General features: G+C 40.9%; 25 protein-coding genes. 20 read left to right on the top strand and 5 right to left on the bottom strand.

The features are described from left to right. Positions 1-17 precede the first annotated feature (17 nt). Genes JFY49_RS05130 through JFY49_RS05110 form a run of 5 tightly spaced genes read right to left on the bottom strand, consistent with a single transcriptional unit; the run spans position 18 to position 2,863 of the window. Positions 18-1,352 carry a replicative DNA helicase gene (locus JFY49_RS05130; protein WP_200224201.1) on the bottom strand — a complete coding sequence of 445 codons (1,335 nt, stop codon included), beginning with the start codon at positions 1,350-1,352 and terminating at the stop codon, positions 18-20. Next, complete coding sequence (locus JFY49_RS05125) at positions 1,352-2,188, bottom strand: replication protein (protein WP_200224199.1); 837 nt, start codon at positions 2,186-2,188, stop codon at positions 1,352-1,354. Before JFY49_RS05125 ends, JFY49_RS05130 begins: the two co-directional genes overlap by 1 nt. After that, positions 2,188-2,346 (bottom strand): hypothetical protein, encoded by a 159-nt coding sequence (locus JFY49_RS05120; RefSeq protein ID WP_200224197.1) that lies wholly within the window; start codon positions 2,344-2,346, stop codon positions 2,188-2,190. The genes JFY49_RS05125 and JFY49_RS05120 overlap by 1 nt, the downstream gene beginning before the upstream one ends. A gap of 44 nt (positions 2,347-2,390) precedes the next feature. Further along, positions 2,391-2,666 carry a hypothetical protein gene (locus JFY49_RS05115; protein ID WP_200224196.1) on the bottom strand — a complete coding sequence of 92 codons (276 nt, stop codon included), beginning with the start codon at positions 2,664-2,666 and terminating at the stop codon, positions 2,391-2,393. A gap of 8 nt (positions 2,667-2,674) precedes the next feature. Continuing rightward, entirely contained in the window at positions 2,675-2,863 is a 189-nt protein-coding gene (locus JFY49_RS05110) for a hypothetical protein (protein ID WP_131289010.1), read from the bottom strand. A gap of 102 nt (positions 2,864-2,965) precedes the next feature. Here JFY49_RS05110 and JFY49_RS05105 point away from each other — a divergent pair, with 102 nt between their 5' ends. The 20 genes from JFY49_RS05105 (at position 2,966) to JFY49_RS05010 (ending at position 13,888) form a co-directional block, all read left to right on the top strand. Further along, entirely contained in the window at positions 2,966-3,709 is a 744-nt protein-coding gene (locus JFY49_RS05105) for a LexA family transcriptional regulator (protein ID WP_200224194.1), read from the top strand. A gap of 25 nt (positions 3,710-3,734) precedes the next feature. Next, the gene (locus JFY49_RS05100) at positions 3,735-4,178 is read left to right on the top strand and encodes a hypothetical protein (RefSeq protein ID WP_200224192.1); all 444 of its coding nucleotides are present in this window, start codon (positions 3,735-3,737) and stop codon (positions 4,176-4,178) included. Positions 4,179-4,229: 51 nt separating this feature from the next. Next, complete coding sequence (locus JFY49_RS05095; protein ID WP_200224190.1) at positions 4,230-5,213, top strand: SDH family Clp fold serine proteinase; 984 nt, start codon at positions 4,230-4,232, stop codon at positions 5,211-5,213. A gap of 220 nt (positions 5,214-5,433) precedes the next feature. After that, entirely contained in the window at positions 5,434-5,712 is a 279-nt protein-coding gene (locus JFY49_RS05090) for a hypothetical protein (RefSeq protein WP_200224189.1), read from the top strand. After that, positions 5,696-6,073, top strand: coding sequence for a hypothetical protein (locus JFY49_RS05085; RefSeq protein ID WP_200224187.1), 378 nt, complete (start codon positions 5,696-5,698; stop codon positions 6,071-6,073). Before JFY49_RS05090 ends, JFY49_RS05085 begins: the two co-directional genes overlap by 17 nt. 39 nt (positions 6,074-6,112) lie before the next feature. Beyond that, on the top strand, positions 6,113-6,775 hold the full coding sequence (locus JFY49_RS05080; RefSeq protein ID WP_200224186.1) for an AAA family ATPase: 663 nt from the start codon (positions 6,113-6,115) through the stop codon (positions 6,773-6,775). Between the two features lie 10 nt (positions 6,776-6,785). Next, complete coding sequence (locus JFY49_RS05075; RefSeq protein ID WP_200224184.1) at positions 6,786-7,457, top strand: hypothetical protein; 672 nt, start codon at positions 6,786-6,788, stop codon at positions 7,455-7,457. 61 nt (positions 7,458-7,518) lie between these two features. Further along, positions 7,519-8,031: a siphovirus Gp157 family protein gene (locus JFY49_RS05070; RefSeq protein ID WP_200224182.1), complete on the top strand. Its 513-nt coding sequence runs from the start codon at positions 7,519-7,521 to the stop codon at positions 8,029-8,031. 16 nt (positions 8,032-8,047) lie between these two features. Continuing rightward, complete coding sequence (locus JFY49_RS05065) at positions 8,048-8,362, top strand: hypothetical protein (RefSeq protein WP_227609543.1); 315 nt, start codon at positions 8,048-8,050, stop codon at positions 8,360-8,362. Further along, a complete protein-coding gene (locus JFY49_RS05060) occupies positions 8,362-8,784 on the top strand; it encodes a hypothetical protein (protein WP_200224180.1) in 423 nt (140 codons plus the stop codon). Before JFY49_RS05065 ends, JFY49_RS05060 begins: the two co-directional genes overlap by 1 nt. After that, on the top strand, positions 8,784-9,149 hold the full coding sequence (locus JFY49_RS05055) for a hypothetical protein (protein ID WP_200224177.1): 366 nt from the start codon (positions 8,784-8,786) through the stop codon (positions 9,147-9,149). The genes JFY49_RS05060 and JFY49_RS05055 overlap by 1 nt, the downstream gene beginning before the upstream one ends. A gap of 4 nt (positions 9,150-9,153) precedes the next feature. Then, positions 9,154-9,501: a hypothetical protein gene (locus JFY49_RS05050; RefSeq protein WP_200224176.1), complete on the top strand. Its 348-nt coding sequence runs from the start codon at positions 9,154-9,156 to the stop codon at positions 9,499-9,501. Further along, complete coding sequence (locus JFY49_RS05045) at positions 9,494-9,799, top strand: hypothetical protein (RefSeq protein ID WP_200224174.1); 306 nt, start codon at positions 9,494-9,496, stop codon at positions 9,797-9,799. The genes JFY49_RS05050 and JFY49_RS05045 overlap by 8 nt, the downstream gene beginning before the upstream one ends. Beyond that, positions 9,792-10,031 (top strand): hypothetical protein, encoded by a 240-nt coding sequence (locus tag JFY49_RS05040; RefSeq protein WP_200224172.1) that lies wholly within the window; start codon positions 9,792-9,794, stop codon positions 10,029-10,031. Before JFY49_RS05045 ends, JFY49_RS05040 begins: the two co-directional genes overlap by 8 nt. Beyond that, positions 10,028-10,333 carry a hypothetical protein gene (locus JFY49_RS05035; RefSeq protein ID WP_200224170.1) on the top strand — a complete coding sequence of 102 codons (306 nt, stop codon included), beginning with the start codon at positions 10,028-10,030 and terminating at the stop codon, positions 10,331-10,333. The genes JFY49_RS05040 and JFY49_RS05035 overlap by 4 nt, the downstream gene beginning before the upstream one ends. Beyond that, positions 10,323-10,592: a helix-turn-helix transcriptional regulator gene (locus JFY49_RS05030; protein WP_200224168.1), complete on the top strand. Its 270-nt coding sequence runs from the start codon at positions 10,323-10,325 to the stop codon at positions 10,590-10,592. Before JFY49_RS05035 ends, JFY49_RS05030 begins: the two co-directional genes overlap by 11 nt. Before the next feature lie 117 nt (positions 10,593-10,709). Then, on the top strand, positions 10,710-11,294 hold the full coding sequence (locus tag JFY49_RS05025; protein WP_086194983.1) for an anthranilate synthase component II: 585 nt from the start codon (positions 10,710-10,712) through the stop codon (positions 11,292-11,294). Between the two features lie 17 nt (positions 11,295-11,311). After that, on the top strand, positions 11,312-12,358 hold the full coding sequence (trpD, locus tag JFY49_RS05020; protein ID WP_180042743.1) for an anthranilate phosphoribosyltransferase: 1,047 nt from the start codon (positions 11,312-11,314) through the stop codon (positions 12,356-12,358). Positions 12,359-12,376: 18 nt separating this feature from the next. Next, complete coding sequence (gene trpC, locus JFY49_RS05015) at positions 12,377-13,183, top strand: indole-3-glycerol phosphate synthase TrpC (protein ID WP_200224166.1); 807 nt, start codon at positions 12,377-12,379, stop codon at positions 13,181-13,183. Positions 13,184-13,198: 15 nt separating this feature from the next. Then, complete coding sequence (locus JFY49_RS05010) at positions 13,199-13,888, top strand: Smr/MutS family protein (RefSeq protein ID WP_200224163.1); 690 nt, start codon at positions 13,199-13,201, stop codon at positions 13,886-13,888. The last annotated feature ends 87 nt before the right edge of the window (positions 13,889-13,975 follow it).

The following is a 13,975-nucleotide window of genomic DNA, read 5'->3' as shown; positions in this document are numbered from 1 at the left end:
TAAATAAAATCTATTCTTCACACCCCACCCCCTAAGCCTTGTTCCTCATCACTACGAATCGAAGAAAAACGGCAGATATCCAAACGGTCCACAACCCGGACCACACCCTTCTTGCCATGACGGTTCTTGCCGATAATGATTTCAGTCACACCGCTTGGCATTTCGTCATCACTGTTCATAATTGGATGAACCAACAAAATCTGATCTGCATCCTGCTCGATCTGGCCTGACTCTTTTAAATCGCTCGGCTTTGGACGTTTTCCTTTTTCTGATTCACGGTTGAGCTGTGCCAGTGCGATTACTGGGCAATCAAACTCTTTGGCCATGGCCTTGAGGTCACGACTGATTGAGCTGACTTCCTGATAGCGGTCTTTCTTGGTTGGGTCACGCACAAGCTGCAAGTAATCAATAATGATGCAGCCCAATTTTTTGTAGTTGCGCTTGGCCTTGCGTGCATAAGAGTGAATCTCTGCAATGGTTGGTTTTTGCTTATCTTCGATATGGATCGGTAGCTTGTTAAAACGCTCCTGGGCATTAGCGAAGTCTCTCATCATGCCGTCGTACAATTCAGCATTGTGAATGTTGTCATACGGAATATGGGTCAATGCGGAGATACAACGGTTCGTGAATGTCTCTACATCCATCTCAGCCGATACCACCAATACCGCTTCACGGAATTGCATAGCGGTCTGAATCGCCACCATTTGCGCCAGAGTCGATTTTCCTGATCCGGGTCTACCGCCGATCACGCAGAAGTGTCCGCGCTGAATGGTGCCCACTACGTTGTCCAAATGAGGCAGGTTGAACTTAACGCCGGTGTATTGCTTACTTGCTTTGGCTTCAGCTTTCTGGATTAACTGTTCACCGGCACGCTTCAAAGCTTCCTCAAACGTAAAACTGGATTTCTCAGCCTTGTCGCTTGTGTTTGACCCACTCAGGATGTTTTCAGCAGCATTGTGAATATCAGGTACGGTTAGGTCCTTCGCCTTCTCCTGGATGCTTTGGCCGATCTGTTCAACTTCACGGTGTGATTTAAACTTGTTGAGTTCAGCAACATATGATTCCAGGCTGTAGAACGAGCTTGGTGATTCGGTGAACATGCGCATCAAGTATTCAGTGCCACCGACCAATTCATGATGTTTTGTTTCAATCAGCTTTTGTTCAACAAACACTACGTCATACGGTTTGTTTTCGTTCGACAGGTCGGTGATGGCGTTGAAAATTGCCTTGTGTCGTTCAGCGTAAAAACATTCTGCATCCAGATCATTCATCACGGTTTCAAGTGAATTTTGGACAGTCATCAAAGCAACAAGAACACATTGCTCGATTGATAAATTGTGAATATTCGACATTACCAATCCCCCATGTCAGATTGATAGTCTTGAGGGATTACTGGTTGAGCATTTGCAGATGCAGCCTGCTGCATGAGTTTTTCAACAAGTTTGTTGTCACGCTTAATCCACTTCACGAAGTTTGAATACATCTGAGTGCTGGTTACTGCACCAGTGCGGATTTTGTTTTCGTAGTGAGGGTTGACTTCAAGAAGTAATTCATCAACCTGAGTTTGATTGATTTTCGGTAAGCCTGATCTTTGCATCCACGAATTGAGCTGATGCAAGTCTGGTTTCCAGATATTCATAACTTCATCGATTGGGTTTTCTTGATCCCTTTCTTTTAAGTTTATTTTCTTTTCTTTTACAGAGTGACATTTGATGTTACTAGTTCCAGTATCATTTGATGTTACTAGTCTAGGTACATTTGATGTAACTACTTTTGATGTACCAGTATCATTTGATGTTACTAGTTCAATAGATAATCTATCCTCAAAAGTGACCTCATATGTTGTCGCTTTACCCAAAGTTTTTGTGATTTTTACAAGGTTGAATTTTGCTAAATCTGACATAGCTTTGCGAACAGTTCGCTTATCCTTAAAGCCAGCCAATTTCAAAATTAAAGATTCGCCAATCGATTTATTATCTTCACGGAATCCTTTGATATGCCTATTTAGCAAAACAAGGCACTTGATGGCTTCACCGCTTAAAGCAGCCAAATACCCTTCATCACAAACAAAATTAGGCAATGGTGTATAACCATCTTCCTTTTTGGACATAGCTTTATGCTCATTCCTTTTTGCTGTGCTTGGATGAATGTCAACATTATCCAAAGGTTGAATTTTTAATGCGCTCATCAAACACCCTCCATCACAAAAGCACACAACGCAGCCTTAGCTCTAGCGAGTGCCATTGAGTTTTCAAGTGTTCGATTTAGTGCGTAATTTTCAGCGGCTTTTTGAAGCAAACTTATCTTTCGATTTAGTTCAATTTCTGCTAAAATTTGATAGTTCAAAATGATTTACCTCGTTTAAAGAACATGAAGCCTGATCTTTCCCATCAGGCTTTTTCTTTGCCTAAATTCTCGTTAATCCCTTCCAGTCCCTCTCCGAAGCTCACCTCAGTAGAGATATCCCGCACTAAAGCTTTTAATCCCAAGCGCTCAAAGGATTTTGCTTGTAAATTAAGTACATGCCACTCACCGACGATTTCTTTTTCAAGAAGAAACGCCAGATATTGAGCAAGGTCTTTACCCTTAATTTCAGCGAGTGTTTTAGCTCGCTCATGGATTTCCGGAGATAAACGGACATGTGTAGATTTCTTTTCAAGACTCATAAATTCACCTATGCAGTTAAAGCTTGTAGATTGGCCTTAACCTTCCCTTTTGTTTTTAGTTGCAATAAAGCTTGGGTTTCTAGGGATATGCCCTTGCTTCGCCATTTACTAACAGCGCCCTTGGTGTATCCGACCTTCTGAGCGAGTTCAGAATCGGTTTTAACTCCGTAATGAAGTTTTAGCTCATCAACAGTCATGGTTTACCTTTATAAACTAATAGTTTCCATTAGTAAACCATAAGTTTATTCATATATCAAGGTGCTTGTTTACTATAGGAAACAGGAAATGAGGGATTTTGTATGACCACTATTAGCGACCGTATAATTCAAAGAATGAAAGAGCTTGGTCTTCGACAAACAGCAATAATTGAGGCAACCGGAGCCACAAAAGGAGCTGTATCTAAATGGGTAGCCGGAACAAATACACCCAAGGCAGAATTCCTTCCGGCATTAGCAGCAGTATTAAAAACATCTCAGAACTGGCTGCTTACAGGTGAAGAAGAAAAGCTCTTCAATAATTTCAATATGCAAGAGTTTATGAATAAGCATAATTTGACTGGCAAAAGTGATGCTTCATTTGATGTTGATGAAGTGCATAAGCCAACTGTTATTGATTACGAAACAGAAAATGGGTTTATTTGGATTGATGTCGTGGAAGCTAATTTTTCGTGTGGTGTTGGTGAATCTATAGAATTTCATTTTGATGTTATTAATGGGAAGTTTCCATTTACACCATCATTCTTTCAAAGGAAGCATGTTGATCCAAGTTGTATGAGGATCATTAAAGCCAAGGGCGACAGCATGACTGACTTTATTCATGATGGCGATCTAGTGGGTATTGATATCTCTCAAACTGAAATTGTAGATGGTGAAATTTATGCTGTTTATTTTGAGGGTGAAGGAATGATTAAGCAGATATTCAAAGAGGAAGGCGGGAAACTCACCCTGCATAGCTTAAATGCAAAATACAGAGATCGTGAAGTATCGGAGCAAAACGGTCTAAATTTTAAAGTTATGGGTCGTCAATTTTGGCGAGCTGGATAGGAATATATTAAAAATAAGAGGGTTTATGGATTCTATTCGTTTTATTACTAATATTTTTATTATTTCATGCATACCTTTAATTCACTATGCATTAAGTAAAAATATAACTTTAAAAGATATAAAAAAAGCACGTTGGCAGTATATTGCTGTTTTTATATTTATGTCGCTTTTAACATTTATTGGATCAAATGGTTCGGGTGAATCTTTTCTTGCGGTAATTATTTCACTATTTGTCTATGTTTTCACATATAAGCGCTTGATAAAAAATAAGTATCATCCAAGAATTGCTGACTTTGAATCATTTGATGAATATGTGGCAGCTTTAGCTAAAAAAAGAAATATCAAATACCCGTTGTCACAAAACATAATTGCTATGTTTGGTGAAACTCCAAAACTTGAAAATTTTGAATCTATACCTGAGTGGGTTCATTCTGTTAATAAGTATTTTGATGATATTGAATCTATTTAAAAACTGCGAATCCGACGCAGCCTTTAGAACAGATCGGGTGGAGAATAATTAGTGGGTGATATTGATTACATCTTATATATGGCTGATATTTCAAGATCTGGGTATGATCGCATTACAGAAATCGGTAAGTCATCTAATAAGAAAAAAGCATGTTTGATTTTAGTTACACCTGGTGGAGATCCTGATGCAGGCTATCGTATTGGTAGAGCTTTACAGCACTATTATGAAGATGGTTTTAGTGTGCTAATTCCTTCCTATTGTAAATCTGCAGGTACATTAATTTGTATTGGTGCAAATGAATTAATAGTAGACGACAAAGGTGAGCTAGGCCCTTTAGATATACAATTAAATAAATCTTCTGAATTAGGTGAAAAAACTTCTGGTCTTGATTTACCTCAAGCATTTGAAGCTCTAAAAACTGAAGCGGTCAAAATATTCAGAGAGACTTTAATTGACGTCAGAATGGGCGGTAGGGTTTCTACAAAATTAGCTGCGGAAGTTGCAACCAATTTAACATCTAACCTCCTTTCTCCAATTTACTCACAAATCGATCCTATTCGAATGGGTGAAATACAACGTGCAAACTTTATTGCATATGAGTACGGTAAGAGGCTAAATGAAAAATACAAGATATTGAAATCTAATGCTTTAGGTAAGTTGTTATTATCTTATTCATCACATGGTTTTGTTATTGATAGAAAAGAATTAAAAGAACTGTTTAAAAATGTTCGAAAACCAAACACACATGAAGAGATAAAAATATTAACCAAAATACAAGACTTGGTCATTGCCTTTGAAAATGGAAATGACCATAATCTAGTCATGAATGCAAACCTCTTTTTAGAGAACACTGAAAATGAACAACAAAATGCCGACTTACCATCTACCTCAGGATTACAAGCAAATGATAATCCAGAATGCGGAGGAGAAAACCCAGGTGAGCAAATTGATTCAGGAAGCAGCGAAATCGAAGCAGAGTATGATTCAAGTAGAAGTGATCAAGAGTCAGAGCTTCCACAAGCTGCAAATGAATAATTATTGTTATTGATATCTAGTAAATACTTTTAACCCACCCCAGCGGTGGGTTTTCTTTTGTCTATTAAAACATACAAGTTTCCAAATATAAAAATAAGTTTCTTTTAATAAACTTTATTGTTGACTTTGAAGTTTCCTTTGGTAAACTAAATTTCACCAGATAACAAAAAAGTCCCTGACATTCGACCGACGGGACTTTTACTCAAAGAGTGAGATAAGTATGAACCAAACACCTTCCCACAGTCAAACCCCAGAGTTTGGCCATATCCCATCAACAGGGATTCTTTACCAGCAGCCGCCTTCTAGTGAACAGATTGCTCGGGCGAATAAACGCAATAAGCTCAAAGCTTTTATGCGTGACGTGATTGCAGTAGTGGTTTTTAGTTCGCCAATTTTGGCAACACCTTTTGCAGTTCGTAGTTGTTCAGATGATGTGGATCGTCAGGCAGTGCAGGCGGTTAAGTTTCAGATGGAGGCAAACCATGAACGCTCAAACTAAACCTGAATTGTTTGCTCCGTGTTTTCCGCTGCTTTCAATCTCATCACGTATCGAGGTTGATGCAGACAACGTGCAGTTCTCTTTCATGGTCGGCAACCAATCCATTGATTGTGAAATCAAAGCGGTTGAATTGACGGATTCAATGTATATGGAACAGCAATTTCACCCTGAATCTGGCCGTGATGTGGATTACACCAAGCTTGAAGTAGACAACAAAACTTTGGCTTTGGTCACTCGATCTGACTTTGAAGAAACACCAGCAGGCTTGCATTTCATTCTAACTGAATCTCAGGTTTATGAGTTGAATGAATGGCTTGAAGAGGATGCGGTTGAAAAATTTGAAATGGGGATGGTGGCTTAAGGCTGCCAACGATCAATACTGAATACTGAGGACTGAATAATGAGTATAGCAACATTAATTTTAGGCCAGTCTGGTACTGGTAAATCAACAAGCCTTCGCAATCTAAACCCAAGTGAAGTGCTATTAATCCAGGTGGTTAAAAAACCACTGCCGTTCAGATCTGCTGACTGGAAGCCGCTTACTAAAGAAGGTGGTTCGATTGTGGTTACAGACAATCCGCAGCAAATCATGGCAATCATGAACAAATCAACCCGCCCAATCATTGTGATTGATGACTATCAGTACGTCATGGCGAACGAATACATGCGCAGAAGCCAGGAAACAGGCTTTGCAAAATTTACCGAGATCGGTCGCAGCACATGGGAAATATTTACAACTGCTGCCCAGCTTGCAGATGACAAGCGCGTCTACATCCTGAGCCATACAGAGGAAAGTGAATCAGGGAAAACAAAGATTAAAACCATTGGCAAGATGCTGGATGAAAAAATCACCCTGGAAGGCATGGTTACAATCTGCCTACAGACAGCAATCATTAATGAGCAGCACGTTTTCATGACCAAAAACAATGGTCATAACACAGTGAAATCCCCTATCGGCTTGTTCGAAAACGAGCATGTCGAGAATGATCTAAACGCAGTTGATAAGGCCATCTGTGAATACTACGGACTGACAACTGAAACCAACCAAGCAACTGAAGCATAAGGAATAAATCATGACTACTTATCAACAATTCACACTAAATACTGAATCAGCTAAACAAGCGGACGCTGGCGGTCGTATCGAACAGACTGGCAAATATGTCGGGGTTATTAAGTCGATGGAGTTCATCACTTCAAAAAATGGCGCACAAGGCTTTGAGGTGAACTTTGAAACCGACTCAAAAGAATATAGCACTTTTACAATTTGGACTGTTAGCAAGGACGGCAACCCATTATCTGGCACTCACAAGGTCAACGCCTTATTAGCATGCTGCGGAGTTCGATCACTCACTCCTACTGATCAGCAGTTGGAAAAATGGGACTATGAAATTAGTCAAAAAGTTAAGAAAACTTGTGTTGTTGCACCAGAAATGGCAGGCAAACGTATCGGATTATTATTGCAGCGTGAAAATTATCTTAATGGCCAAGGACAACAACGCCACCAAATGAACTTTTTCGCTTCATTTAATGCTGAAAGTGAGTTGATGGCCAAAGAGGTATTGGAGCGCAAAACAACACCGGAGCTATTACCTAAAGCCCTTGAGCGTTTGCTTGCGATGGGTGACGCAACTCGTCAGTCGAATGGCGCTCAACCTAGTGGATATGCACAGCCACAAAATACAGGATATGGCAATCAGCCAAAGGCGGCTCAACCTGCTGACTTAGATGACGATCTACCATTTTGAATCATATATAAATAAAAAGAACTGAGGGCTTAGTCAGCCCTCAATCCTGGGGAGGATGATTATGACAACTTTATATGAATTTGGCACTGAGTTAGCTGTAAAAATTGAAAATATTCAGGAGCTGCTTGCTGAAGGTGCGGACCCAAACAGCAATCAAGTTCAGGAATTGCTTATGGATATGGTAGGCACTGAGGAAAACTGGAAAGAAAAAGCAAAGAATGTTGCTAAGTATGTCCACCAGTTAGAGCTTGAAAGCAAAATGATTGCTGCCGAGTCCAAGCGGATTGCAGACAAGGCTAAAAAGTTAGATCAGACCGCTGGCTATCTAAGCAATCTGCTATTGCAGCAAATGCTGACCTTTGGTGTGGAGGAAATCAAAGATCCGGTTTTGTCTGTAAAGGTTCGCCAAAATCCTTGGTCAGTCGTTGTTAAAGATGAGGGTAAGATTCCTTCTGAATTTAAAAAGGAAAAGACTGTGGTTGAGGTGGATAAACGCGCCTTACTTCAAAGCCGTGAATCTCTTGAGTGTGAGGGTGTTGAATTTGTCCGCACACAACGTCTGGCATTCAAGTAAAGGGAGTGAAAGCAGCATGAGACTACCCAACAGTATTTCGCCAGCTTTCATTGAATGGCTAGATCGAGGCGGTCACAAAATTACACTCAAAAAGAACCTGATGGTTATCACTAAAGAGTGCAAAGGGTCAACAAAGCGTGGCGTGATCCATTTCGAGCGCCATGAGGTAAAGGAATTTTATGATCTGGATGATTATTTGTCCGGGCGTTATGAAGTGTTTTTAAAGCAGTATTTCAACAATGGAAAAAGCTTTGTTGATGACTTGAAATGGGCCATGGCTGGCAAATTTCGCAAGGCTGTGATGATGAATAATTTGGCGAAGGTGGCGTAATGATTGGAACTCAAATCAAACCTGACTACTCAGAAGCAGTCGCAAAATTTGTGGCAAATGGTGGTGAGATTAAGCCGGCCGTAAATACCAATAAAGCCGAGTTTAATTACTGCAATGCAGATACTGTTTTGCAAAGTGCTGAAAGACCTAATAGTCACCAGAATCACATTTTGCGTACACGTGCTGAAAAGCAAGGTTTAAAAAGCTATAAGCCGGTTGCGCCATGCAGATCGTGCGGTACTTCAGAGCGATCTGTGAAATCAAATATCTGTCTTGAGTGTGACCGCCGCAGAGCAAGAGCCAAAACAGGTTTGAGCTCAAAAAATTTGGAAGCCATTGGGCATTACCTGCTTGGAAAAGGCGAAGCGGTTGAGTTCACCAGTGGCGGTAAAAAGTACGTTTTGAAAGTTGAGGTGGCGTGATGGATGAGCCGGTAAAGCCAAACTACAAATACCCTTTCCAGGAACATACAGTTATTGATACTGAGAACAATGTTCTGGAATTTCCTCGAATCAACTCGAAAAAATGCCAGCACATGATTGTTGAAATCGATACCAAGTCTCTTGAGTTATTGTGCAAAAAATGCGGAGCAAAGGTAAATCCAGTTTTATGGATTAAAGATTCAGTTGGTTATTTTGCTCGGATACAAAAGGACATAAACGAGCAGCGTGAACGACTAAAAGAGGATGAAGCAGAGCTTAAAAGGCGATCAAGAACACGCTGTCAGCATTGTACAAAAATGACAGCTATCAATTTAAAACACCACAATTTTCAAGTATTAGGGTGAAGTGATGGATATTGAAAAAATAAAAAACCGTTGTGGTTATTCTGGTAAATCTCAGCAATGGCAATATGGATTTGATTTGGCTGTACGTGAAATGCAAGCCGCCAAAGCCCAAGCGGTGCCGGAAGGGTTTGGTTTATTTGATGGTGACACACTTACCTATTCAAATGGGTACTCAATAAATTGTAGTTTTGATGATGAATTTGATTGTCATGTTTTTGATGTATCTAAAGATGGTTGTTATATAAAAACTGGAATGACTCAATTGGAGCAAGCACATTGCTTTGTATTGTCAATGATTAAGCTTGATGCCAAAGATTCCACGCTCGAAGCACAGGAGCCAGCCGATGACTGAAATCGAATTCAATCAAACCGGTGATTTTAGTGCTGTGAATGCTGCTAGAAAATGGTTGCAAGATCATGGTTATAGCTATGGATCAATGTGCATGGATATGCCAATTGGGATTCTTAAAGGTGCTTGGTGTATCGCAAAATGGCGCAATCTAACAATGAAAGAACGCAAGCAATTAGATGGACAGATGGTGTCTAGTGACTTTCGTGATGGTCCTGTGGTTATTCAGCTTAAAGATGCTGCTACCGATCAGGAAATTAAGTCGGGAAAGCGGATTAAACAGGAGTCAACCAATGATTGAAAAACCTGTGTTGAATATTGGCGATACGATTAAAGCCAAATTTGAAAACTTTCTAGGTCAAATGATTGTAGTTACTGGTACTGTTCGACGCATTGATGGTCCGGATTCAATTGTTGGTAATGATATTGATGAAGGCATTCCATTCTTTGTAAATATGGATGAGATTTTTGAAATTAATCACAAATCAATTTTACCGGGTTCGGTCATGAAAAGTTTGCGGGAGGTTTCATGAAAAGTCCTGATCAAATTGGAATTACCTGGGAAGAAAATCAACTCTTAATGCAGCGACTCAGAGATAAAGCGGCTTTAGAAAATCGTCGCCAGCACAATATTTTTGAACAGGGTGATCCTGTTGTATCTCGATGTGCAGACAATGAAACTAGGATTTTTACTTATCAAGAAACAATTGGAAAAAATATCCTTGTGAAGTGCAAGAAAGGCAAAGGCTATTGTTATCCAAAAAAATGGTTTTCTCATGCCAATGATGCGGAAATCAAAGCAGGTAAAAGATTGGGGGTGGGTAATGAGAAGTAAGGCTGACCATGAGTTACTCCAGGCTATCTTTGATGAAATGCAGGAACTAAAAAAGGCAATGCAAATTAAAGATGATCGACGAGTTAATGTTAAAGAATTTGCTGAGCGTTTGTGCTGCTCAGAAACAACGCTTTGGACAAGAATTAAAAGTGGGGCAATTCAGGAGCCATTCAAAGATGGCCGGTTCAACTTCTGGTTAAACAGCTATGTAAATGAAGTTGTCACACAACCCCTAAACTCTGATAAAGTAGCCGCTTAGATAGCGGCTTTTTTATTTGCGCTAGGTTATGCAAAATTTCTAATGTGAGTAACATTGTGAGTAACATTCTATAGTGTTACTGGTTACCACCATTTAAATCAGAGGTTTACATCTAAAATGCTTCTAATGATCGACAACTATGACTCTTTTACCTACAACATCGTGCAGTATTTTGGCGAGTTAAATCAGGAAGTAAAAGTAGTCCGTAATGATGCCGTGACATTGGAAGATATCGAGCGATGGCAACCAAAGTATCTCGTCATTGGTCCTGGCCCTTGTTCTCCCTCCGAAGCAGGTATTTCTATTCCAGCGATCCAGCACTTTGCCGGTAAAATCCCCCTATTGGGCGTATGCCTGGGACATCAAAGTATTGGACAAGCTTTTGGTGGAAATGTAATTCGGGCTAAAAAAGTCATGCATGGCCGTTTATCGGACATGTATCACAGCAATAAAGGGATTTTCAGCAATCTCCCTTCCCCATTTTCTGCAACGCGCTATCACTCACTGGTGATTGATCAGGCGACATTGCCAGAATGCCTGGAAGTGACCTGCTGGACTAATGAAGAAGATGGCTCTATGGAAGAGATCATGGGTGTGAAACATAAGACATTGCCGGTCGAAGGCGTGCAGTTCCATCCTGAATCCATTCTGAGTGAGCACGGTCATCAGATCTTTAAAAACTTTTTAGAAATTTACGCATAATGAGCGCTACAAAGATTATGAATATTCAACAAGCTTTAAATAACATCACTAAAAATATCGAACTCACTCAACCGCAAATGGAAGACGTGATGCGTACCATCATGAATGGTCAGGCCACTGATGCCCAGATTGGTGCCTTGATGATGGGACTGCGCTTAAAAGGCGAAAGTATTGATGAAATTACTGCCGCTGCACGTGTCATGCGTGAATTTGCAATTAAAATTGATGTCAGCGATCTTCCACATTTAGTTGATATTGTGGGTACAGGGGGTGACGGCCAGAACCTGTTTAATGTATCGACTGCATCAAGCTTTGTCATTGCAGCTGCTGGTGCCACCATTGCCAAACATGGTGGCCGTGGTGTGTCATCCAAATCAGGTTCTTCTGATTTGCTTGAACAGGCAGGAATTAATCTTGACCTGAACATGCAACAAACTGAACGCTGCATCCGTGAAATGGGGGTTGGCTTCCTGTTTGCACCGAATCACCATAAAGCGATGAAATATGCTGCTGGTCCGCGTAAAGAACTCGGCTTTCGCAGTATTTTCAACCTGCTTGGCCCGCTCACCAATCCGGCCGGGGTGAAACGCTTTGTGATTGGCGTATTTTCCACTGAACTTTGTCGCCCAATGGCTGAAGTATTGAAACAGCTGGGCGCAGAACATGCCATGGTAGTGCATTCTAAAGATGGCTTAGATGAAATCAGTCTCGCCTCTTCAACCTATGTGGCTGAACTGAAAGATGGTGAAATCACGGAATGGGAAATTCAGCCTGAAGCAGTCGACATTGAATCGCAAACTTTAACCGGCCTTTCTGTAGATAGTGCAGCTGAAAGCCTGGCTTTAATTAAAGATGCTTTAGGCAAGAAAAAATCTGCCATCGGTGAAAAAGCGGCAAATATGATTGCACTCAATGCCGGTGCAGGTATCTACGTTTCAGGCTTGACCCATAGCTATAAGCAAGGTGTCGCTTTGGCACATGACATTATCTATGGCGGCCAAGCTTTAGAAAAAATGGGCATTTTGTCTGAATTCACCAAAACTTTAAAAGAATACGAAGCTTAAGACGGTAGGACAAAGATCATGGTAGATATCGCAAATACAATTTTAGGCAAAATTGTCGACCGTAAGCAGGAAGAATTTGCTGCCCGCCTTAAGCAACACAGCTATAAAGATGTGGAAGAACTGGCACAAGCAGCAACGCCTGTGCGTGGTTTTGCACAGTCTTTACAACACAAGCGCCCAGGTGTGATTGCAGAAATCAAAAAAGCATCTCCATCTAAAGGCGTGATTCGTGAGAACTTTAATCCTGCTGAAATTGCCCAGCAGTATGAGCAAGCTGGCGCAGCCTGCCTGTCTGTACTGACAGATGTGGACTTTTTTCAGGGTGCCGACGAAAATATCCAGATTGCCCGTTCGCACTGTGCCCTGCCGGCATTACGCAAGGATTTCCTGATTGACCCTTATGGCGTGATTGAAGCCCGTGCCCTGCATGCAGACTGTATTCTTTTAATTGTGGCATGTCTGTCTGACCAGCAACTGGAAGAAATGTCTAAAACCGCATTCGAACATGATCTGGATGTACTGGTTGAAGTACATGATGAAAATGAGCTGGAACGTGCACTGAAACTTTCAGAACGTTGCTTGCTGGGTGTAAACAACCGCAATTTAAAAACCTTTGATGTCGATTTAAATACATCGCTGCGTTTGAAAAAATTGCTCGAACCCTCACGTTTATTGGTGACTGAAAGCGGCATTGCCACACCAGATGATGTCCACATGATGCAAGAACATGATATTCATGCCTTCCTTGTGGGTGAAAGTTTTATGAAACAGCCTCGTCCAGATCATGCCTTTACGGCATTATTTGGTCAGCCTGAAACTGTTTGATGAATAATTAAGATTATGAGTAAGCATGATTCTTCGCTTTCGAAAGATCAGTACAATTTACTGAAATCTTTTAAAAAGCAAATCACTAATCCGCATTCCTCGAAGATTACGAAGCAGCCTGAGCCTGTGCAAAAGACTGCTGAACAAGAGCAGGAAGATGACTTCGCGCTTTTTCAAAAGCAAATGCAAGATGTCAAAAAGATGGACACTAGCAATATTGCAAAACTTGAAAAAGCGTCAAAGAAAAAACCGGATGCACAAACTTTAGCGAAACGTGCAGCTGCGACCGGCCCTATGCAAACCGATCAGGCAGAGTTGTCTGATACACAGGCCATGCTCAATCCGGTAGCCAGCCAGGCGACATTAAGCTATCGCATTGCAACTTTGCAGCATAAAGTATTTGAAGATTTAAAAGCAGGTAACCTGCGCTGGTTTGAAGCGGTTGATTTGCATGGCTGTACGGTGGAAGAAGCCCGTGTTGCGGTGCTCCAGATTATTCAAATGGCCAAAGATGAAAATCAGAATGTCATTAAAATTGTGCACGGCAAAGGTCCTGAAGCCATTTTAAAGACCTATGTCAATGGCTGGCTGCGTCAGCACCGTGATGTTTTAGCCTTTGTCAGTGCACCTGAAAAGCAAGGTGGTACCGGTGCTGTTCTGGTTCTGCTAAAACGTGCAGAAAAAAACCCAAAATTCAAACAGTAATCGGAATTTTTCTCTAAAACAGGGCATTGTAGCGGTTTTCTGCTACAATGCCGTCCTTGTTCAATATCAGTGTAAGTGAACACGTCT

Source organism: Acinetobacter sp. CS-2, assembly GCF_016599715.1.
Lineage (GTDB): Bacteria > Pseudomonadota > Gammaproteobacteria > Pseudomonadales > Moraxellaceae > Acinetobacter.
The sequence above is the reverse complement of the archived record's forward strand: the minus strand, read 5'-3'. Positions and strand labels throughout refer to the sequence as shown.